Annotated in this window: 14 protein-coding genes; 5 read left to right on the top strand and 9 right to left on the bottom strand. The window is 70.8% G+C overall.

The window, feature by feature from the left end; all coding sequences use genetic code 11:
• Positions 1 to 58: 58 nt before the first annotated feature.
• From acnB to C9F13_RS12205, 3 genes are all read left to right on the top strand, one after another.
• Positions 59 to 2,662: a bifunctional aconitate hydratase 2/2-methylisocitrate dehydratase gene (gene acnB / locus C9F13_RS12195; RefSeq protein ID WP_108446547.1), complete on the top strand. Its 2,604-nt coding sequence runs from the start codon at positions 59 to 61 to the stop codon at positions 2,660 to 2,662.
• A gap of 210 nt (positions 2,663 to 2,872) precedes the next feature.
• The gene (gene rraA, locus C9F13_RS12200) at positions 2,873 to 3,361 is read left to right on the top strand and encodes a ribonuclease E activity regulator RraA (protein WP_108446548.1); all 489 of its coding nucleotides are present in this window, start codon (positions 2,873 to 2,875) and stop codon (positions 3,359 to 3,361) included.
• A 127-nt stretch (positions 3,362 to 3,488) separates the two neighbouring features.
• The gene (locus C9F13_RS12205; RefSeq protein WP_108446549.1) at positions 3,489 to 5,372 is read left to right on the top strand and encodes a glycerophosphodiester phosphodiesterase; all 1,884 of its coding nucleotides are present in this window, start codon (positions 3,489 to 3,491) and stop codon (positions 5,370 to 5,372) included.
• A gap of 18 nt (positions 5,373 to 5,390) precedes the next feature.
• Here C9F13_RS12205 and C9F13_RS12210 read toward each other — a convergent pair whose 3' ends face one another.
• The 4 genes from C9F13_RS12210 to C9F13_RS12225 all read right to left on the bottom strand — a co-directional run bounded on the left by C9F13_RS12210 (position 5,391) and on the right by C9F13_RS12225 (position 9,831).
• On the bottom strand, positions 5,391 to 5,885 hold the full coding sequence (locus C9F13_RS12210; RefSeq protein ID WP_157955196.1) for a hypothetical protein: 495 nt from the start codon (positions 5,883 to 5,885) through the stop codon (positions 5,391 to 5,393).
• Between the two features lie 109 nt (positions 5,886 to 5,994).
• Positions 5,995 to 6,780 carry a universal stress protein gene (locus tag C9F13_RS12215; RefSeq protein WP_108446551.1) on the bottom strand — a complete coding sequence of 262 codons (786 nt, stop codon included), beginning with the start codon at positions 6,778 to 6,780 and terminating at the stop codon, positions 5,995 to 5,997.
• Positions 6,770 to 9,196, bottom strand: coding sequence for a Lon protease family protein (locus tag C9F13_RS12220; protein ID WP_108446552.1), 2,427 nt, complete (start codon positions 9,194 to 9,196; stop codon positions 6,770 to 6,772). Before C9F13_RS12220 ends, C9F13_RS12215 begins: the two co-directional genes overlap by 11 nt.
• Positions 9,197 to 9,252: 56 nt before the next feature.
• On the bottom strand, positions 9,253 to 9,831 hold the full coding sequence (locus C9F13_RS12225; protein ID WP_245888774.1) for an anti-virulence regulator CigR family protein: 579 nt from the start codon (positions 9,829 to 9,831) through the stop codon (positions 9,253 to 9,255).
• A gap of 144 nt (positions 9,832 to 9,975) precedes the next feature.
• Between C9F13_RS12225 and C9F13_RS12230 the strand changes: the two genes are divergently transcribed.
• Positions 9,976 to 10,836: a glycine betaine ABC transporter substrate-binding protein gene (locus C9F13_RS12230; RefSeq protein ID WP_211310962.1), complete on the top strand. Its 861-nt coding sequence runs from the start codon at positions 9,976 to 9,978 to the stop codon at positions 10,834 to 10,836.
• A 114-nt stretch (positions 10,837 to 10,950) separates the two neighbouring features.
• Here C9F13_RS12230 and C9F13_RS12235 read toward each other — a convergent pair whose 3' ends face one another.
• From C9F13_RS12235 to ppsA, 5 genes are all read right to left on the bottom strand, one after another.
• Positions 10,951 to 11,577: a nucleotidyltransferase family protein gene (locus C9F13_RS12235; RefSeq protein ID WP_245888775.1), complete on the bottom strand. Its 627-nt coding sequence runs from the start codon at positions 11,575 to 11,577 to the stop codon at positions 10,951 to 10,953.
• Complete coding sequence (locus C9F13_RS12240) at positions 11,574 to 12,572, bottom strand: XdhC family protein (protein ID WP_108446554.1); 999 nt, start codon at positions 12,570 to 12,572, stop codon at positions 11,574 to 11,576. The genes C9F13_RS12235 and C9F13_RS12240 overlap by 4 nt, the downstream gene beginning before the upstream one ends.
• A 60-nt stretch (positions 12,573 to 12,632) precedes the next feature.
• Complete coding sequence (locus C9F13_RS12245) at positions 12,633 to 14,954, bottom strand: xanthine dehydrogenase family protein molybdopterin-binding subunit (RefSeq protein ID WP_108446555.1); 2,322 nt, start codon at positions 14,952 to 14,954, stop codon at positions 12,633 to 12,635.
• Positions 14,941 to 15,471, bottom strand: a complete 531-nt coding sequence (locus C9F13_RS12250) for a (2Fe-2S)-binding protein (protein WP_170121150.1) — start codon at positions 15,469 to 15,471, stop codon at positions 14,941 to 14,943. Before C9F13_RS12250 ends, C9F13_RS12245 begins: the two co-directional genes overlap by 14 nt.
• Positions 15,472 to 15,686: 215 nt before the next feature.
• Positions 15,687 to 18,059: a phosphoenolpyruvate synthase gene (gene ppsA, locus C9F13_RS12255; RefSeq protein ID WP_108446556.1), complete on the bottom strand. Its 2,373-nt coding sequence runs from the start codon at positions 18,057 to 18,059 to the stop codon at positions 15,687 to 15,689.
• A gap of 287 nt (positions 18,060 to 18,346) precedes the next feature.
• Between ppsA and ppsR the strand changes: the two genes are divergently transcribed.
• Entirely contained in the window at positions 18,347 to 19,180 is an 834-nt protein-coding gene (gene ppsR, locus C9F13_RS12260; protein ID WP_108446557.1) for a posphoenolpyruvate synthetase regulatory kinase/phosphorylase PpsR, read from the top strand.
• The last annotated feature ends 36 nt before the right edge of the window (positions 19,181 to 19,216 follow it).

Consider the following 19,216-nt stretch of genomic DNA (forward strand, 5'->3'; position numbering starts at 1 on the left):
GTCGAGATCTCGACGAGCATCGCCGGCCCTGGCCACCACTACCGATGAGGGTCCCAACGTGCTTGAAGCCTATCGCCAACATGTCGAGGAGCGCGCCGCCGACGGCGTGCCGCCGAAGCCGCTGAACGCCGAACAGGTCGCCGCACTGGTCGAGCTGCTGAAGAATCCGCCGGCCGGCGAGGAGGAGTTCATCCTCGACCTGCTCACCAATCGCGTTCCGCCCGGTGTCGACGAGGCCGCCTACGTCAAGGCCGGCTTCCTCACCGCCCTCGCCAAGGGCGAGGCCGAGTCGCCGCTGATCGACCGCATCCACGCGGTGAAGCTGCTGGGCACCATGCAGGGCGGCTACAACATCGTCTCGCTGGTCGAGCTCCTCGACGACGCCGACCTGGCCAAGGAAGTGGGCGAGCAGCTCAAGCACACCCTGCTGATGTTCGATGCCTTCCACGACGTGGAAGAGCGCGCCAAGGCGGGCAACGCCGTGGCCAAGGAGATCATCCAGTCCTGGGCCGAGGCCGAGTGGTTCCTCTCCAAGCCGGCGCTCGACGAGAAGATCACCCTCACCGTCTTCAAGGTGCCGGGCGAGACCAACACCGACGACCTCTCCCCCGCCCCGGATGCCTGGTCCCGCCCGGACATCCCGCTGCACGCCAACGCCATGCTCAAGAACGAGCGCGACGGCATCACCCCGGAAGTCCCCGGCACCACCGGTCCGCTGAAGCAGATCGAGGAAGTGAAGGCCAAGGGCTTCCCGGTCGCCTACGTGGGCGACGTGGTCGGCACCGGCTCCTCGCGCAAGTCCGCGACCAACTCCGTGCTGTGGTTCTTCGGTGACGACATCCCCCACGTCCCGAACAAGCGCGCCGGCGGCTTCTGCTTCGGCGGCAAGATCGCCCCGATCTTCTTCAACACCATGGAAGATTCCGGCGCTCTGCCCGTGGAGATGGACGTCGAGAAGCTCGAGATGGGCGACGTGATCGACGTCTACCCCTACGAAGGCAAGGTGTGCAAGCACGGCACCGACGAGGTGCTCACCACCTTCGAGCTCAAGACCCAGCTGATCCTCGACGAGGTGCGTGCCGGCGGCCGTATCCCGCTGATCATCGGCCGCGGCCTGACCGCCAAGGCGCGCGAGTCCCTGGGCCTGGCCCCCTCCGACGTCTTCCGCCTGCCCGAGCAGCCGACCGACACCGGCAAGGGCTTCACCCTGGCCCAGAAGATGGTCGGCAAGGCCTGCGGCATGGACGGCGTGCGTCCCGGCATGTACTGCGAGCCGAAGATGACCACCGTGGGCTCCCAGGACACCACCGGGCCGATGACCCGCGACGAGCTCAAGGACCTGGCGTGCCTGGGCTTCCAGGCCGACCTGGTGATGCAGTCCTTCTGCCACACCGCGGCCTACCCGAAGCCGGTGGACGTGGACACCCACCACACCCTGCCCGACTTCATCATGAACCGCGGCGGCGTCTCGCTGCGCCCGGGCGACGGCATCATCCACAGCTGGCTCAACCGCATGCTGCTGCCCGACACCGTGGGCACCGGCGGCGACTCCCACACCCGCTTCCCGCTGGGCATCTCCTTCCCGGCCGGTTCGGGCCTGGTCGCCTTCGCCGCCGCCACCGGCGTGATGCCGCTGGACATGCCGGAATCGGTGCTGGTGCGCTTCAAGGGCCAGCGTCAGCCCGGCGTCACCCTGCGTGACCTGGTCCACGCCATCCCCTACTACGCCATCCAGCAGGGCCTGCTGACCGTCGAGAAGTCGGGCAAGAAGAACGCCTTCTCCGGTCGCGTGCTGGAGATCGAGGGCCTCGAGGACCTCACCGTCGAGCAGGCCTTCGAGCTCTCCGACGCCTCCGCCGAGCGCTCCGCCGCAGGCTGCACCATCACCCTGGGCGAGGACTCCGTCGCCGAGTACCTGAAGTCCAACATCACCCTGCTCAAGTGGATGATCGCCAACGGCTACGGCGACCGTCGCACCATCGAGCGTCGCATCGAGGGCATGGAGGAGTGGCTGGCCAACCCGAGCCTGATGCGCGCCGACAAGGACGCCGAGTACGCCGAGGTCATCGAGATCGACCTGGAGCAGCTCAAGGAGCCGGTGCTCTGCGCCCCGAACGATCCGGACGATGCCCGCCTGCTCTCCGAGGTCGCCGGCGAGAAGATCGACGAGGTCTTCATCGGCTCGTGCATGACCAACATCGGACACTTCCGCGCCGCGGGCAAGCTGCTCGAGAAGCAGCCGGCCGGCAGCCTGAAGACCAAGCTGTGGCTGGCGCCGCCGACCAAGATGGACCAGCACCAGCTGACCGAGGAGGGCTACTACGGCATCTACGGTCGCGCCGGCGCGCGCATGGAGATGCCGGGCTGCTCGCTGTGCATGGGTAACCAGGCCCGCGTGGCCGCCAAGAGCACCGTGGTCTCGACCTCGACCCGCAACTTCCCCAACCGCCTGGGCGACGGCGCCAACGTCTACCTGGCGTCCGCCGAGCTCGCGGCCGTGGCCGCGGTGGAGGGTCGCCTGCCGAGCGTCGACGAGTATCGCCGCTACATGGGTGAGTTCGACGCCATGGCCGGCGAGATCTATCGCTACATGAACTTCCACGAGATCGAGGAGTATCAGAACGCCGCTTCCAACGTGATTCCGATCGCCCAGGAAGCCTGAACTCCGATGTCGTGAGTCCATCAGCTCGACTCCGATGCTCGCACCATCGAAGGCCGCCGTTCGCGGTGGCCGGAGCCGATGACCGAAGCGCCCCTCCGGGGGCGCTTTTTTTTATGAGGTCTCTGCCACCAAAGGGGGCCTGTCGCGGCGCCCCGGGCGTGGCATCATGGGGGGGCACTGCCATCCGGACCGACCCCAGGAGCCATCACCGTGAGCCAGATCGTCACCCCCGATATTTGCGACGCCTACCCCGACGTCCAGGTACTCGAGCCCCTCTTCGTCAACGTCGGCGGCCTGGAGGCCTTCTGCGGCCCGATCCGCACCGTCAAGTGCTTCGAGGACAACTCCCGGGTCAAGGAGGCCGTGGCCGAGCCAGGCGACGGGGCCGTGCTGGTGGTCGACGCCGGCGGCTCGACCCGCTGCGCCATGCTCGGCGACATGCTGGCCGAACAGGCCGCCGGCAACGGCTGGGCCGGCGTGGTGATGTACGGCTGCGTGCGAGACGTCGACGTGCTGGCCGAGACCGAGCTCGGCATCCAGGCGCTGGGCGCCCATCCGCGCAAGAGCGAGAAGCGCGGCGAGGGGCAGCGCGACCTGCCGGTGACCTTCGCCGGGGTGACCATCGCGCCCGGCCAGTGGCTCTATGCCGACAACAACGGCATCCTGATCGCCGACGAACGGCTGGACCTCACGCGCTGACGCTCGCCGCCCCGCCGGGCCCCGCCAGTCCGCGGGGCCCTCGAACGCTCGAGGCGGATGCCCGCCCATTGCCCAGTCGGCAGGCGCGATGCCACCCTGACGGCATCACAGTCACCCTCGAGCGTCCATGCTGGCCCTGTCACGACTGAGCGGCGACGTGCTGCGCACCCTGCGCGAGCACCTGCGCCCGCTGATCGCCTACCACCTCTTCTTCACCCTGCTGGCCTCGAGCCTGCTGCTGCCGGCCGTGGGCTGGACGCTGTCGAGCCTGCTCGGCGAGTTCGGCCGCCCGGTGATCACCAACGCCGAGCTGTTCGCCCTGCTGATGAGCCCGCAGGGCCTGCTGTGGCTGCTGGCCGCGCTGGGCCTGACCTTCGTGGTGCTCTACCTGCAGCAGTCCGGGATGATCCTCGTCGCCGTGCGCCCGCACGGCCGCCATGTCCGCCTGGCCTTCGAGGCGCTCTGGGCCACCCTGCGCCGCCTGCCGGCGATCGGTGGGCTGGTCGTGCTGCAGGTCGGCACCCAACTGCTGCTGCTGCTCCCCCCGGCACTGGCCATCGCCGGGCTGCACGAGTTCTTCCTCGGGGCCCTGGACCCCTACTTCGTGCAGCGCGTACGCCCCCCGGCCTTCTGGGCCTTCGTCGCCAGCGCCATCGTGCCGGTGTTCGCCTGGGCGCTGCTGGCGGGTGGCCTCTACGTGCGCTGGCACCTGGCGCTGACGGTGCTGACCCTGGAGGGACTGTCGCCCCGGGCGGCGCTGGCGCGCAGCGTGCGGCTGACCCGGGGCGAGGGGCGCCACATCGCCGCGGCGGTGCTGCTGTTGCTGTTCGGCATCGTCGGCCTGCCGCTGCTCGCCACCGCCCTGTTCGACCGGGTGGTCACGCCGCTGCTGTGGTGGCTGCCCGAGCGTCACGCGGTGCTGATCCCGGCCATGCTCGCCTACCTCACCGCCTACCTGCTCGTCACCCTGGCCATCACCTTCGGCGGCATCGCCGCCAACGCCCTGCAGGCCACCTGCCTCTACCTGCGCCTGGCTCACCGCGAGCCACGCCCCGAGCCGCCCCCGCCGGGCAGCCATCCGCACCGCCTGGCCTGGGCCGTGGAGCTCGCCGTGTTGCTCTTCGCCATCGGCCAGGCCTGGCTGATCGTCCACCGCTTCGAGATCCGCGACGAGGTCGAGATCATCGCCCACCGCGGCAGCTCCCTGAAGGCGCCGGAGAACACCCTCGCGGCGCTGGACCGGGCCATCCGGGACGGCGCGGACGGCATCGAGATCGACGTGCGCCTGACCGCCGACGACCGGGTCGTGCTCTATCACGACGAGAGCCTCCAGCGCCTGACCGGCGACGACCGGCCCCTCGGCAGCCTGACCCGTGGCTCGCTGGAGGCCTTCGACGTCGGCCGCTGGTTCGATCCCGCCTTCGCCGGCGAGCGGATCCCGGGGCTCGACGAGGCGCTGGCGACGGTGCGGGGACACGCCTGGCTGCTGATCGAGCTCAAGCCCGATCCCGGCCGCGAGCTCGATCTGGTCGAGGCGGTGCTCGACGACTTGCGACGGGAGCGAGCGCAGCGCCTGGCCTGCCGGGCGCGGGCCGAGGACCGGATCGGCGCCCTGGCCTGTGGCGATCCCGACGTCATGGGGGAGATGCGCGTGGCCACCCGCTCGCCCTGGCTGCTGCGCGAGGTGGCGAGACGCGAGCCGCGCCTGGGCACCACCCTGCTGGCCCAGCTGGTGCTGTCGGGCAGCCTGGAGCGCCAAGGCTTCGATGCCCTGGCGCTGCGCCACAACCGCATCGACGAGGAGGAGATCCGCCTGGCCGGCCACTATGGCTACGCGCTGCACGCCTGGACCCTCAACGAGCGCGACGCCATGTCGCGACTGATCGACCTGGGGGTGGACGGCATCATCACCGACCGCCCGGCCCTGCTGGCCGGGCTGATCGCCGAGCGGCGACGCCTGGGGGACGGCGCCCTGCTGCTGGTCAAGCTGCGCAACTGGCTGCGCCGCTAGCCGCTCGGCAACGCCCGATCACTCTTGACAGCGCCAGGCAGCGAGCAGGCTCACCGCCGCCAGCGCCAGCAGCCCGGCAGCGCCGTAGCCGAGGACCTCGACGAGGCGGTGAAACTCCCCGGGAGCCTCGTGGGGACGAAAGGCCATGCCGTATTCGGCCAGGCGACTGCCGGCATAGAGCAGCAGCGCCAGCAGCCCCAGCGGCAGCGAGGAGCGCCGCCGGGCCAGCCAGCGGGTCAGGGGCCAGGGTTCCGACGGGGCCTTGGCGGTTCGGCTACGGCTCGAGGCCTTGGTCGGGGCCTTGCTCGAGGTCTTGGCGGCCGGCTTGGGCTTGGGAGAGCCCTTGGGAGAGGCCTTGGCGCGATTCGCCGTCCGCCGCGCCGGACGGCGAGACGCGCTGCCGGCCCCGCCGGGCAGCCGACGAGCCAGCCAGCGTCCCGCGCCGACCAGCCCCCAGCCCAGGGTAAAGCAGACGGAGAGCGTGAGGCCCCCCATCACCAGCAAGTAAGTCATTGCGATCGATGTCCGCGTGGCCTGTTCAGGGGGCGCCATCTTGCCAAATTCTCGCCCTCCTGTGGGGCTACATCGCGCGGCGCGATCGCCTGTCGCCCCAAGACGTCGCTCAAGGCACGACGATGACGGGGATCGGCAGCCGCGCCAGCAGGTCGGGGTCCTGCTCGGCCAGCTCGGCGAGCCGCGGGCGATGCAGCAGCAGCGCCCCGCTTCTGGCCCCCCGAAGCCGGCGCTCGAGCTCTCGCGCATCGCTCGCCTCGAGGACCTCCACCTCCTCGAACAGCCGCGCCAGGACGTCGGGGATCTCCAGGGCGGCCGGCGGCTCGCCTAGGGTGCGCAGGGGGCCGCGCGCCAGCGGCAGCCGTTCGTCCCAGATGATCACCGTGCAGGGCGCCGACAGCATCAGGGCGCGACTGGTGGAGCCCAGGCGCACGCCCCAGTGCCCCGAGAAGCCGGCCTTGCCCAGCAGCAGCACGTCGCCCGGCCCGGCCAGGGCCTGCGCCTCGCTGACGATCCTGCCGCGACTGACGCGAAGCTCGTGACGCAGCTCCCGGCCTGCCACCGCGGCCTCCAGCGCCTCGGTCACACGGCGCGCCTGGCGCGCCTGGCCGGCCAGCAGGTCCTCACGGGAGAGCCGTCGCACCCGCCCGGAGACCGCGCCGATCTCCCGGGCGAAGGGGAAGCCGGCGCTGCTGACGAGCTCCTGGTCCTCGACGAACAGCGCCACCAGCTCCGCGTGGCGCGCCGTCGCGAGCTCCACCGCGGCGGCGAGGGCGGCCAGGCTGTGGCGCGAGGCATCGAGCAGGGTCAGGACCCGCACGACCCGGACGTCCCTGCCGGCCGCCCCGGCGCCCGGCTCGCCCGCGAGGGGCGGCTCGGCCTCGTCAGGTTGCATCGTCGTCGTCCTCCCCGTCGCCCTCCTCCCCGGTCTCGCCGTCGGCGAGGCCACGCTCCGCCCGCCGGGCCTGCGTCACCGCCTCGCGGAACTGCGCCAGCCGCTCGGCCACCCGCGCCTCGAGGCTGCCCTCGGGAAAGCGCCCCTCGCCGTCGGCCTCGCCGATGGGCAGGCCGGTGAGCAGCGACAGGGCCTCGTCCACCCGGGAGATCGCGAAGACCCGGAACTGCCCCCGTTCGATGGCCTCGCGCACCTCGCCCTTGAGCATCAGGTGCTCGACGTTGGTGCGGGGCAGGATGACCGCCTGGCCCGAGAGCGGGCCGCGAGAGCGGCAGACGTCGAAGAAGCCCTCGATCTTCTCGTTCACCCCGCCCACCGCCTGGACCCGGCCGTGCTGGTCGATGGAGCCGGTCACGGCGAAGGCCTGATCGAGCCCCACCCCGGCGATGGCCGAGACCAGGGCACAGACCTCGGCCACCGAGGCGCTGTCGCCCTCGATGCCGCCGTAGGACTGCTCGAAGGCGAGGCTCGCCGAGAGCGACAGCGGCGCCAGGGCCGCGAAGCGGCTGGCCAGGTAGCGGGAGAGAATCATCACCGCCTTGGCATGGATCCGCCCGCCGGTGCGCGCCTCGCGCTCGATATCGACCACCCGGCCTTCGCCGGGACGCGCCGTGGCGGTGATGCGCGAGGGCTGGCCGAAGGCCATCTCGCCCAGCTGCATCACCGAGAGGCCGTTGACCTGGCCGACCACGCGCCCCTCGGTGGCGACCATCAGGGTGCCGCGGGTGAAGAGCTCGTGGCTGCGTTCGCGCAGGCGACCCGCCCGCCAGAGCTGCTGCGCCACCGCCCGCTCGACATGGGCCCGGCCGATCACCCGGGCGTCCTCCTGGCCGGCCCAGTGGTCGGCTTCGAGCAGCAGGTCGTGGAGGTCGCGGTGGCGCGCCGAGAGCTTGCGCTGGTCGTCGGCCAGGCGGCTGGCGCGTTCGACCACTGCGGCCACCCCCCCGCGATCCAGGGGCCGCAGCGCCGCGGTACGCGCCAGGGTCGCCACCATGCGGGCGTAGAAGGCCTCGTGCTCGGGGTCGCGATCGAGCGCGTCCTCGAGATCGGCCTGCACCTTGAAGAGCTCCAGGAACTCCGGGTCGTGCTCGCAGAGCAGGTAGTAGAGCAGCCGGTCGCCGAGCAGCACGATCTTGATGTCCAGCGGGATCGGCTGCGGCTCCAGGGTCACGGTACTGATCAGGCCGTAGGCCTGCTCGAGGGACTCGGTGCGGATCTCGCCGGCCCGCAGCACCCGCTTGAGGGTCTCCCACGCGCCCGGCTGGGTGAGCACGCCGCGCACGTCCAGCACCAGGTAGCCGCCGTTGGCGCGATGCAGGGCGCCGGGGCGGATCAGCAGGAAATCGGTGATCAGGGTGCCGTTGTGCACCTGGTGCTCGATGCGGCCCACCAGGTGCTGGTGCGTGGGCAGATCCTGATGGACCACGGGCGCCCCCTGGGCCTCGGCGTTGTCCACCAGCAGGTTGATCTGGAAGCGACTGAACACCGCCTCCGCCGGGATGTCGGCGTCCTCGTCGATGAAGGAGTCGGCATTGAAGAGGATCGCCTCGCGGATCGCGTCAAGGTGGGTGATCACGCCCGGCTGGTCTGCGTAGCGCTCCCTGAGCTCCTCCAGCGGCGAGCCGATGGCCGACTCGAGCATCTCCGCGTTGAGCTCGTTGGCCTGCTGGCGGAGCTGCTTGGCGAGGCGCGGCATCTGGCGGATCGCCAGGGTGAGCGTACGCTGGAGCTCCTCGACCTTCTGCTCGATGCGCTCGCGCTCCTCGGGCGGCAGCTTCTCGAAGGCCTCTGGCGCCATCATCTTGTCTCCCGAGGCCGGCGCGAAGGTGAAGCCGTTGGGGGTGGAGAGCAGCAGGATGCCGTGCTCCCGGGCCTCGTGGCGCACGGCCTCGACGGCATCGCGCTGCCGCTCGCTCATGGCCTGCTTCAGCTCGTGGAGGCGGTTCTGGTACTCCTCGCTCTCGAAGACCGAGGGAATGGCGCTGCGCAGCTCCTCGATCAGGCCGTCCAGGTCCTCGCGCAGCGCGCGCCCCATGCCCGCCGGCAGCGAGAGCGCCAGCGGCACGGAGGGGTCCTCGAAGTTGTAGCGATAGCACCAGTCGCCGGGCGCCGGGCCGCGCTGGGCCTGCTCGGCGAGAAAGCGCCCCACCAGGCTCTCCCGGTCGTGCCCGGGGGTGCCCAGCACGAAGAGGTTGAAGCCGTCGCTGCGCATCGCGGTGCCGAAATTCAGCGCGTCCCGGGCCCGCTCATGCCCGCTCAGCAGGTCCAGCGACTCGAGCTCGCTGGTGATCTCGAAGGCGAACGCCTCGGTGGCACAGCGTCGATACACCTGGCTGACATCCAGGGGCTCCAGCATGACCGTCCTCCTCTTCTCCCCCTTCCCGCTGGCGCCTCACCGCCGGCGCGCGGTGCTCAACGCAGGATGTCGTGAATCACCTCGTGGATGATGTCGTTGGTGATGTCGACCAGCACGGCATCGGCACCCACGCGGCGCCACTCGTAGCCCTCGTAGTGCGGCAGCTCGCGGCGCAGGCGCGGGTCGAAGTTCTTGGCGATCCCCGGCGGCAGGGGCTTGCCGCGTTCCAGGTTCATGCGGATGCCGGGCGGCAAGCGGTCGCGCTCGTCGTAGTGGAGATAGTCGCGACGGCGATGGAAGATATCGCGGATGTCGTCCTCGTCGATGCGCAGGCGTCGATCCCGCCAGTCGTCATGATCGCGATCGAAGTCGCGGTCATGCGCGCGATCCCGGTAGCGATCGTCGTCGTGTCGCGCCTGACGGTAGCGCTCGTCCTCGCCGGACGGGCCCTTGCCCCGCTGGCCATGGCCGCCCTGCCCCGGGTTGCCCCGAACCTGCTGCCCCTGGCCCGCCTGCTGGGCGCCTTTGCCGACGCCCTGGCCGTTGCCGGGCTGCGCCAGCAGCGGCGCGGCGGCAAGCGCCAGCCCCAGGGCGACGCCCATCACCAGCGATGAGGAGTAACCGGTACGCTTCATGACGACCTCCTTGATGGGGAAACGTATCCGCAGTCTAGTCAGACAACGTGCAGGGCATGTGCAAGAAGGCTTCGTCATGGCGCCAGAACGGGTATCATGGGCCGTCCGAAAGTGCTTATTCTGCCCCTGCTGGAGATGTTTGAGATGACCTTGCGTACGCTGCTCGCTTCCACCGGCCTGCTGCTCGGCGCCATCAGCCCGCTGGCCCAGGCCGACACCCTGCGCCTCGGCATCGGCGAGTGGGCCACCGGTCAGGCCAGCACCTACGTGCTCAAGGCGGTCCTCGAGGACGCCGGCCACGAGGTGGATGTCCGCTCGGTGAGCCTTGCCGCGATCTGGCAGGGGCTCTCCGTCGGCGAGCTGGATGCCTTTACCGGCGCCTGGCTGCCGGTCACCCAGGCCAGCTACTTCGAGGCCGCGGGCGACCGGGTCGACGACCTCGGCCCCAACCTCACCGACGCCCGCGTCGGCCTGGCCGTGCCCGACTACGCCGAGGCGACCTCGATCGCGGACCTGGCCGAGGCCGGTGACGCCTTCGGCGAGCGCATCCACGGCATCGACCCGGGCGCCGGCATCATGGCCCTGACCGAGCGGGCCATGGACGCCTACGGCCTCGACGACTGGCGGCTGATCGCCGGCAGCGACGCGGCCATGACCAAGACCCTGGAGACCGCGATGGGTCGTCAGGAGCCGATCGTGGTCACCGCCTGGGCCCCGCATCCGGTCTTCTCGGGGCGGTCGCTGCGCTACCTGGAGGACCCCCAGGGCCTCTACTCCCGGGACGAGCGCATCCACACCGTGACGCGCCAGGGGCTCGCCGAGGAGCAGCCCGAGATCACCGCGATCCTGGATCGCTTCGCGTGGAGTGCCGAGGACGTGCAGGGACTGATGGAGGCCAACCAGGCCAACGGCGACTACGAGGCCAACGCCCGCGCCTGGGTCGAGGCGCACCCCGAGCTGGTCGCGCAGTGGCTGGGCGAGGCCGACGGCTCCAAGTCCGACTGACGCCACGCCACCGTCCCGTTCAACGACGACGCCCGGCCAGTGGCCGGGCGTCGTCGTCTCTACCGAGCGTCTACTACGGGCAGGCGCCCTCAAGAGAAGGCTCAGGGCAGGGCCTCACGGAAAGTGCGAGAGGTCCGCCAACATCGCCGGAGTGTCGACGTCGCGATGCACGCCGGCATCGTCGACCTCGATCTCCCGACAGGCCCGGGGGTGGGCGGTGATCACGCCGCGGGCGCCCTCCCCGCCGGCCAGTCGGGCCAGGCGCGGCCAGAAGGCCCGGCCGAAGAGCACCGGATGGCCGGGGCGACCGGCGTGGCTGGGCCGCACGATGCGCCCCGGCGCGGCGGCCGCCGAAAGGCGCCAACAGGTCGCGGGCGCAACGGCGGGCATGTCGCCGAGCCAGACCGCCGCCGCCTCGACGTCCCGCAGCTCGAGATCGGCGAGCAGCCGCGTGAAGGCATCGCCGAGGCTCGCCCCGAGCCCCTCGTCGGCCCGGGGGGCGACCAGCGGCCGCGGCGCCCCGGGCCCGGCGTCGAGGCCCAGGGCGGCGAGCCCCTCGCCGGCCCGCACCACCAGCCGGCGGTGCGGCGACAGGGCCAGGCTCGCCTCGAGGCTCGCCGCCAGCAGGGTGCGGCCATCCGCCAGGCGCGCCAGGCGCTTGTCGGCGGGCCCGAAGCGCCGCGAGCGCCCCGCCGCCATCACCAGGGTGACGACACGCTTGGCATCGGCCACCGAGGTCACAGCGCGTCCCGCTCCCGGCCGCGACGCACCCGCACGATATCGGCCATCACCGCCAGGGCGATCTCCGCCGGCGTCTTGCTGCCGAGCCCCAGGCCGATCGGCATGTGCAGGCGGGAGATCTCGGCCTCGATGAGGCCGCCGCTGCGCCGGAGCCGTTCGGCGCGCGCCGCGGAGGTCTTCCGCGAGCCCATGGCGCCGATGTAGAAGGCGGGACTCTTCACCGCCTCGATCATCGTCAGGTCGTCGAGACGGGGATCGTGGGTCAGCGCCACCACGGCGCTGGCCGCATGGCAGCCGCCGTCGGCGATGAAGGTCGCGGGCAGCGACGCCAACCGCTCGACGCCGGCCAGCGCCAGCCCCTCGAGCGCCGCCGGGCGCGGGTCGCAGACGACGACCTCGAAGCCGAGACGCTGGGCGAACTCGGCGCAGGCCTCGGCCACCGGCGACATCCCGGCGAGCACCAGCCGCGCCGCGGGGCCGACGCGCAGCCGGACGTGGCGCGGCGCCTCGCCGTTCGGGGCCTCCGGCCAGAGCACCCGCGCGCCGAGGCCGGTATCGTCCTCGAGGACGCACTCGCCGCTTGCCAGGTCGACGCGGCGCAGCCGCGGGCGCTGGCCGGTCAGCGCCGCCTCCAGCGCCTCGAGGTGCGCGAGGGTCTCGGGCCCCGGTGCAAGCCGCTCCACCAGCACCTCGAGGATGCCGCCGCAGGGCAGCGTCACGCCCGGGCCGCTCAGGCCATCCGCGGCCTCGCCATAGCGCACCCGCTGCACCGGCGCCGCGAAGGCGCCGTCGGCCAGGCGCGCGAGGAAGTCCTCCTCGACGCAGCCGCCGGAGAGCGAACCCGCGTGCTGGCCGTCGCGGCGCGCGACCAGCCAGGCGCCCGGCTCCCGGGGCGAGGAGCCGAAGGTGGAGAGCACCGTGCAGAGCCATAGCGTCTCGCCCGCTCTCGCCCAGGCGAGCGCCTGGCGGATCACCATCAGATCAAGGTATTGCATGATAGGCCTCACACAGGAAGGCCCCGCCCCGGTCGCGCCGGGACGGGGATGGCCGCTCGCCTAGAGGGCGGCCTTGAGCGCCGCGGCGCGCATCGGCAGGTCGCGCAGGCGCACGTCCACGGCGTGCTGGACGGCGTTGGCGATCGCCGGGGCGACCACGGTGGTGCCGGGCTCACCCAGGCCCACCGGCATGGCGTCGCTGTCGACGAACTCGAGGTCCATCTCCGGCACCTGGTCCATGCGCAGCGGCGTGTAGGCGTCGAGGTTGAGCGCCTCGGGCTTACCCTTGCGGTACTCGGTGCCCTCGTGGAGCGCCATCGACAGCCCCCACAGCAGCGAGCCCTCGAGCTGCGCCATGGCGCCGTCGGGGTGCGCCAGGGTGCCGGCATCGGCCACCGCGGTCAGCCGCTCGACGGCGATCGTGCCGTCGCCGCGGTCGACCCGCACCCGGGCGATGCAGGCCACCCAGGTCGGCATGTTGCGCTCCTGGCCGAAGGTCAGGGCGACGCCCAGGCCGACGTCATCGGGCAGGCTCTCGCGGCCGTCCCAGTCGGCCTTGGCCATGGCGCGCTCGAGCACCGCCTTCAGGCGCTCGGCGCCGCCGAGGCTGTGCGGCGCCTGGCCGGCGTTGCGCCCCTCGGCCTTGAGCAGATTGAGCCGGAAACGCGCGGGATCCCCACCGGCGGCAAGCGCCAGCTCGTCGATGTGCTGCTCCACCGCCCAGGTCGTCCAGCCCGGCCCCACCGAGCGCAGGTAGCCCGGCACGAACACCTCGTGGGCCTTGTGATTCTGCTGGGCCCAGACCCGCTGGGCGCCGACGTCGTACCAGTGGTCGGCGCCGCTGATGGCGAAGGAGTCGAGCTTGCCACCGTTCTCGACCGTCTCGGCGAGAAACGCCGGCGCCATGGCCGCCGACGGCCAGCCGGCGGCGGCGGCATGCTCGGAGGCCACCACCCGGCCGCTTTCGTCGAGCCCGGAGCGCAGACGCTGCACCGAGGGCGAGCGCACGCAGTCGAAGCGGGTGTCGTCGGGGCGGGTGAAGAGCATCTTCACCGGGCGCCCCAGCGCCTTGGCCGCCAGCGCCGCCGGGATGGTGTAGTCGCCATAGAGACGCCGACCGAAGCCGCCGCCCAGGTAGTACTGGTGCAGGGTGACCTGGCTCTCATCGACCTCGAGCGCCTTGGCCAGCATCCCCACCGCCAGCGTCTGCTGCTGGTTGCCGCAGTGCACGTGCCAGTGGCCGTCTTCCTCGACCACGGTGGCGTTGACCGGCTCGAGCTGGAAGTGCAGCACGCTCGAGGTGGTGTAGGTGGACTCGACCACCCGGCTCGCCCCCTCGAGGCCGGCGCTAGCGTCACCGATGTCGACGAACAGCGAGCCGTTGTCGCGGCTCGGCGCCTCGACCAGGGCATGGCCCTGCTGCTGGATGTCCGCCTCGGTGACGGCGTAGCTGTCGCCGCGCTGCCACTCGACCTTCAGGGCGTCGGCGGCGCGCATCGCCGCCGAGGTGCTGTCGGCGATCACCGCGAGCCAGCCCTGGCAGACACCGGAGGGGTCGTCGAGCTCGATCGTCTGGCGGTAGCCCTCGACCTGCTTCGCGGCGCTGTCATCCACCGAGAGCGGCTTGGAGCCGAAGCGGGTCGGCGGCAGCACCGGGCGGGCGTGGAGCATCCCCTCGACGCTGACGTCGATGCCGTAGACCGCCTCGCCGTTGACCTTGGCCGGCACGTCCAGGGCGCCGCCCTGGGTGCCGAGCACCCGGCGCTCGCCGGCGGGCTTGAGGCTGATCGCCTCGAGCTCCTCCTCGGAGAAGGTGCGCTCGAGTCCCGCCTGCGCCACGATCTCGCCATAGCCCAGGGAGCGATCGCCGCAGATGACCCGGCCCTGGCGGGCGCGACAGTCGGCTGCGTCGACGCCGAGCAGTTTGGCACCGGCCTCGATCAGCGCGATACGCCCGGCCGCGCCGGCCCGGGAGAGCGGCAGGTAGCTGTGGTGCACCGACCAGCTGCCGCCGGTGACCATGTAGCCCCACTTGGGGTCGCTGTCGACGTAGACCACCTCGATGGAGGACCAGTCCGCCTCGAGCTCCTCGGCGACCAGGCGCGCCAGGCTGGTGGCGACGTGCTGGCCCATCTCGGCCTTGGTGATGTGCACCGTCACGGTGCCGTCGGGCGAAATGGCGTACCAGATCGTCGGCTCGTAGCGCCCGGCGGCCAGCGCCTCGCTGGCGGAGTCGCCCGCTGCGCCGGCGATACCGGAGAGGCCGAAGGCGAGCATCGCCGAGCCGGCCATGGTGCCGATCAAGAAACCGCGGCGCGAGATGCCCCGCCCCTCGTCCTGGCGGGCCTCGACGGCCGCCAGGGCATCGTCAAACCTGGCCATGGGTCACCTCCTCTGAGCGGGCCGGGTCGAAGACGCCGACCCCGGCCATGTCGGCCTCGCGGGCCTGGGAAATCTCGGCGGCCCGCTTCACCGCCCGGTGGATGCGCCGGTAGGCCATGCAGCGGCAGAGGTTGCCGGCCATGGCCTCGGTGACCTCGGCATCGCTGGGGTCGGCGTTGCGGCTCAGGAAGTCGGCGGCCTGCATGATCTGGCCCGACTGGCAGTAGCCGCACTGGGGCACCTGCAGCTCGCGCCAGGCCAGCTGGAGGGGGTGGTCATCGTCGGCCGAGAGTCCTTCGATGGTGACGATCTCGGCGCCTTCGGCGGCGGAGACCGGCAGCACGCAGGTGCGGGTGGCTTCGCCATCGAGGTGGACGGTGCAGGCGCCGCACTGGGCGATGCCGCAGCCGAACTTGGTGCCGGTCATGCCGAGGTGATCCCGCAGCACCCACAGCAAAGGGGTCTGGGGGGATACCTCGACGCTGACCGGCTCGCCGTTCAGGGTAAAACTGGCCAAGGGACTTCTCCTCAGGTGGTCGTCGGGGCGGCGCCTGGCGCCGCGCTCGCGCCGTGAGCCGGCGTCTCTTGTCAAAGGTGAACCGGCGCAATGTTAGCAGGCTGACGATCCGTGTCGACTCCACCCGAGCCCTCCCCTCAACGCCTCACTCACGCGCCCATGAAAAACCCCGCCTCGAGAGGCGGGGTCGCTGGGCGCGGGAAGCGGACGCGGGCCTAGCCGAGGGTCTCGCCGGCCAGCATGAACCAGGTCTCGAGCACGGCGTCCGGGTTCAGGGAGACCGAGTCGATGCCCTGCTCCATCAGCCACTTGGCGAGGTCCGGATGGTCCGAGGGGCCCTGGCCGCAGATGCCGATGTACTTGCCCTGGGCGCGGCAGGCCTGGATGGCCATGGAGAGCAGCTTCTTGACGGCCGGGTTCCGCTCGTCGAAGAGGTGGGCGACGATGCCCGAGTCACGATCCAGCCCCAGGGTCAGCTGGGTCAGGTCGTTGGAGCCGATGGAGAAGCCGTCGAAGTGCTCGAGGAACTCGTCGGCCAGCAGGGCGTTGGCCGGCAGCTCGCACATCATGATGACCTTGAGGCCGTTCTCGCCCCGGACGAGGCCGTTGGCGGCCAGCAGCTCCACCACCTGGCGGCCCTCGTCGGGGGTGCGCACGAAGGGCACCATGATCTCGACGTTGTCCAGGCCCATCACCTCGCGCACCCGCTTCAGCGCCCGGCACTCCAGCTCGAAGCAGGGGCGGAAGGACTCGGAGATGTAGCGCGCCGCGCCGCGGAACCCGAGCATCGGGTTCTCCTCGCCGGGCTCGTAGAGCTTGCCGCCGATCAGGTTCTCGTACTCGTTGGACTTGAAGTCCGAGAGGCGCACGATGACCCGCTGCGGGTAGAAGGCGGCGGCCAGAGTGGAGATCCCCTCGACCAGCTTTTCGACGTAGAACTCGACCGGATCGGGGTAGCCGGCGGTGCGCAGGTCGATGGTCTGCTGCAGGTCGGCGGGCAGGGTGTCGTACTCGAGCAGCGCCTTGGGGTGCACGCCGATCATGCGGTTGATGATGAACTCGAGGCGCGCCAGGCCGACGCCGGCGCTGGGCAGGCTGGCGAAGCTGAAGGCGCGGTCCGGGTTGCCGACGTTCATCATGATCTTGAAGGGGATCTCGGGCATCGCATCGACGCTGGTCACGCGGCGATCGAAGTCCAGCAGCCCCTCGTAGACGTGGCCGGTATCGCCCTCGGCGCAGGAGACGGTGACGTCGCGGCCATCGGCCAGCGCGTCGGTGGCGTCGCCGCAGCCGACCACCGCCGGGATGCCCAGCTCGCGGGCGATGATCGCCGCGTGGCAGGTGCGCCCGCCGCGGTTGGTGACGATGGCCGAGGCCCGCTTCATGATCGGCTCCCAGTCCGGGTCGGTCATGTCGGTGACCAGCACGTCGCCGGGATGCACCTTCTCCATGTCGTCCGGGGAGAAGACCACCTTCACCGCGCCGCTGCCGATGCGCTGGCCGATAGCCCGGCCGGAGACCAGGGTGCGGCCCTTCTCCTTGAGCTGGAAGCGCTCGAGCTTGCCGCCCTCCTGCTGGGAGACCACGGTCTCGGGACGCGCCTGGACGACGTAGAGCTTGCCGTCGTCGCCGTCCAGCGCCCACTCGATGTCCATGGGCCGCTGGTAGTGCTGCTCGATGGTCACCGCCTGGCGGGCGAGGTCCATGATCTGCTCGTCATTGATGCAGAAGCGTCCGCGATCGGCCAGCGGCACGTCGACGGTCTCGACCGACTTGCCGGCGCTGGTGTCGTCGGTGTAGATCATCTTGATCAGCTTGGAGCCGAGGTTGCGACGCAGTACCGCCGGACGCCCGGCCTCGAGGGTCGGCTTGTGGACGTAGAACTCGTCGGGGTTCACGGCGCCCTGCACCACGGTCTCGCCCAGGCCCCAGGAGGCGGTGACGAAGACCGCGTCGCGGTAGCCGGACTCGGTGTCGAGGGTGAACATCACGCCCGAGGCGCCGGTCTCGGAGCGCACCATCTTCTGGATGCCCGCCGACAGCGCCACGTTCTCGTGGGCGTAGCCGCGGTGCACGCGGTAGGAGATGGCCCGGTCGTTGAAGAGCGAAGCGAACACCTCGTGCACGGCGCGCTTGATGTTGTCGAAGCCCTCGATGTTGAGGAAGGTCTCCTGCTGGCCGGCGAAGGAGGCGTCCGGCAGGTCCTCGGCGGTCGCCGAGCTGCGCACCGCCACCTTGAGGTTGGGGTGCATGGCCAGGAGCTTGTCGTAGCTCTCGCGCAGGTACTGCTCGAAGGTCGGCGGCAGCGGCGTATCGATCACCCACTGGCGGATCTGGGCGCCGACCCGGGCGAGCTCGTTGACGTCGTCGACGTCCAGGGTCGCCAGCGCCTGGTTGATGCGATCGTTGAGCCCCTCGTGGGAGAGGAACTCCCGATAGGCATGCGCCGTGGTGGCGAAGCCGCCGGGCACCGTGACGCCGGCATCGGCCAGGTTGGAGATCATCTCGCCGAGGGAGGCGTTCTTGCCGCCGACCCGCTCGACGTCCGCCATGCCCAGCTGATCGAACCACTGAATGTAATCGTCCATGAGACCTCCCAGAAAAATCGTCGACGAGTGCATCACGCCGGTGAGCCTCGCTCGCGATACTCACTCGCGGGTCAGGGGCATGATGGGAATGTTGGCGACTCTACCAGCGGCCCGCCATATTCGCCATTGGTCTAACATCGAAGTCACTGGAGGTTTTTTACAACAGCGGGGCCTGAGGCCGGTTTCCTGTAGTGGCGGGCCGCGGAAGGCCGCCGCCAGGCCCTTGCCGAGGGGCCGACCAGCGCCGACAATGGACGCCCCACCCGACCGGACGACAGCGACCCGCCATGACGCGCACTGCCTTCTTCATCTCCGACGGGACCGGCATCACCGCCGAGAGTCTCGGCCGCAGCCTGCTGGCCCAGTTCGAGAGCGTCGAGATCCGCATGCTCACAAAGCCCTACATCGACTCCCTCGACAAGGCCCGCACCCTGGTGGCGATCATCGAGGCCACGGCGGCCCGCGACGGCGAGCAGCCGATCATCATCGACACCGTCGTCGACGAGCAGATCCGCGCGGTGATTCGCGAGGCGCCGGGCTTCAAGGTGGATATCTTCTCGACCTTCCTGAAGCCCCTCGAGGAGGAGCTGGAGGCCCACTCCTCCTACAGCGTCGGGCGTACCCACGCCATCGGTCGCGACGACGTCTACATGGACCGCATCCACTCGGTGCACTTCGCGCTGGACAACGACGACGGGGCGCGCACGCACCAGTACGACCAGGCCGACATCATCCTGGTGGGGGTCTCGCGCTGCGGCAAGACGCCGACCTCGCTCTACCTGGCGCTGCAGTTCGGCATCCGCGCCGCCAACTACCCGCTCACCGAGGACGACCTGGACGAGAACGGCACCCTCAAGCTACCCAAGGTGCTGGCCCAGCATCGCCACAAGCTGTTCGGCCTGACCATCGACCCGCGGCGGCTGGCGGCGATCCGCCACGAGCGGCGCCCCAACAGCCGCTACAGCTCCATGGACCAGTGCGTTCAGGAGGTCGAGCAGGCCGAGGGGCTCTATCGCCAGCTGCACGTGCCCTACATCGACACCACGCGCTTCTCGGTGGAGGAGATCTCCACGCGGATGATCGCCGAGACCGGCCTCACCCGGCGCTTCTCTCCGCGCTGAGCTGCGGCGGGCACGACGGGGCATCGTGAGGAGAAC

The sequence above is a fragment of the Halomonas denitrificans genome, assembly GCF_003056305.1.
Lineage (GTDB): Bacteria > Pseudomonadota > Gammaproteobacteria > Pseudomonadales > Halomonadaceae > Halomonas > Halomonas denitrificans.

Bases quoted from the DNA above. Each gene is read 5' to 3' on its own strand.
- C9F13_RS12245 (WP_108446555.1), bottom strand. From the start codon at position 14,954: ATGGCCAGGTTTGACGATGCCCTGGCGGCCGTCGAGGCCCGCCAGGAC.
- C9F13_RS12220 (WP_108446552.1), bottom strand. From the start codon at position 9,196: ATGCTGGAGCCCCTGGATGTCAGCCAGGTGTATCGACGCTGTGCCACC.
- C9F13_RS12215 (WP_108446551.1), bottom strand. From the start codon at position 6,780: ATGCAACCTGACGAGGCCGAGCCGCCCCTCGCGGGCGAGCCGGGCGCC.
- C9F13_RS12230 (WP_211310962.1), top strand. From the start codon at position 9,976: ATGACCTTGCGTACGCTGCTCGCTTCCACCGGCCTGCTGCTCGGCGCC.
- ppsA (WP_108446556.1), bottom strand. From the start codon at position 18,059: ATGGACGATTACATTCAGTGGTTCGATCAGCTGGGCATGGCGGACGTC.
- C9F13_RS12240 (WP_108446554.1), bottom strand. From the start codon at position 12,572: ATGCAATACCTTGATCTGATGGTGATCCGCCAGGCGCTCGCCTGGGCG.
- C9F13_RS12225 (WP_245888774.1), bottom strand. From the start codon at position 9,831: ATGAAGCGTACCGGTTACTCCTCATCGCTGGTGATGGGCGTCGCCCTG.
- ppsR (WP_108446557.1), top strand. From the start codon at position 18,347: ATGACGCGCACTGCCTTCTTCATCTCCGACGGGACCGGCATCACCGCC.
- C9F13_RS12210 (WP_157955196.1), bottom strand. From the start codon at position 5,885: ATGACTTACTTGCTGGTGATGGGGGGCCTCACGCTCTCCGTCTGCTTT.
- C9F13_RS12205 (WP_108446549.1), top strand. From the start codon at position 3,489: ATGCTGGCCCTGTCACGACTGAGCGGCGACGTGCTGCGCACCCTGCGC.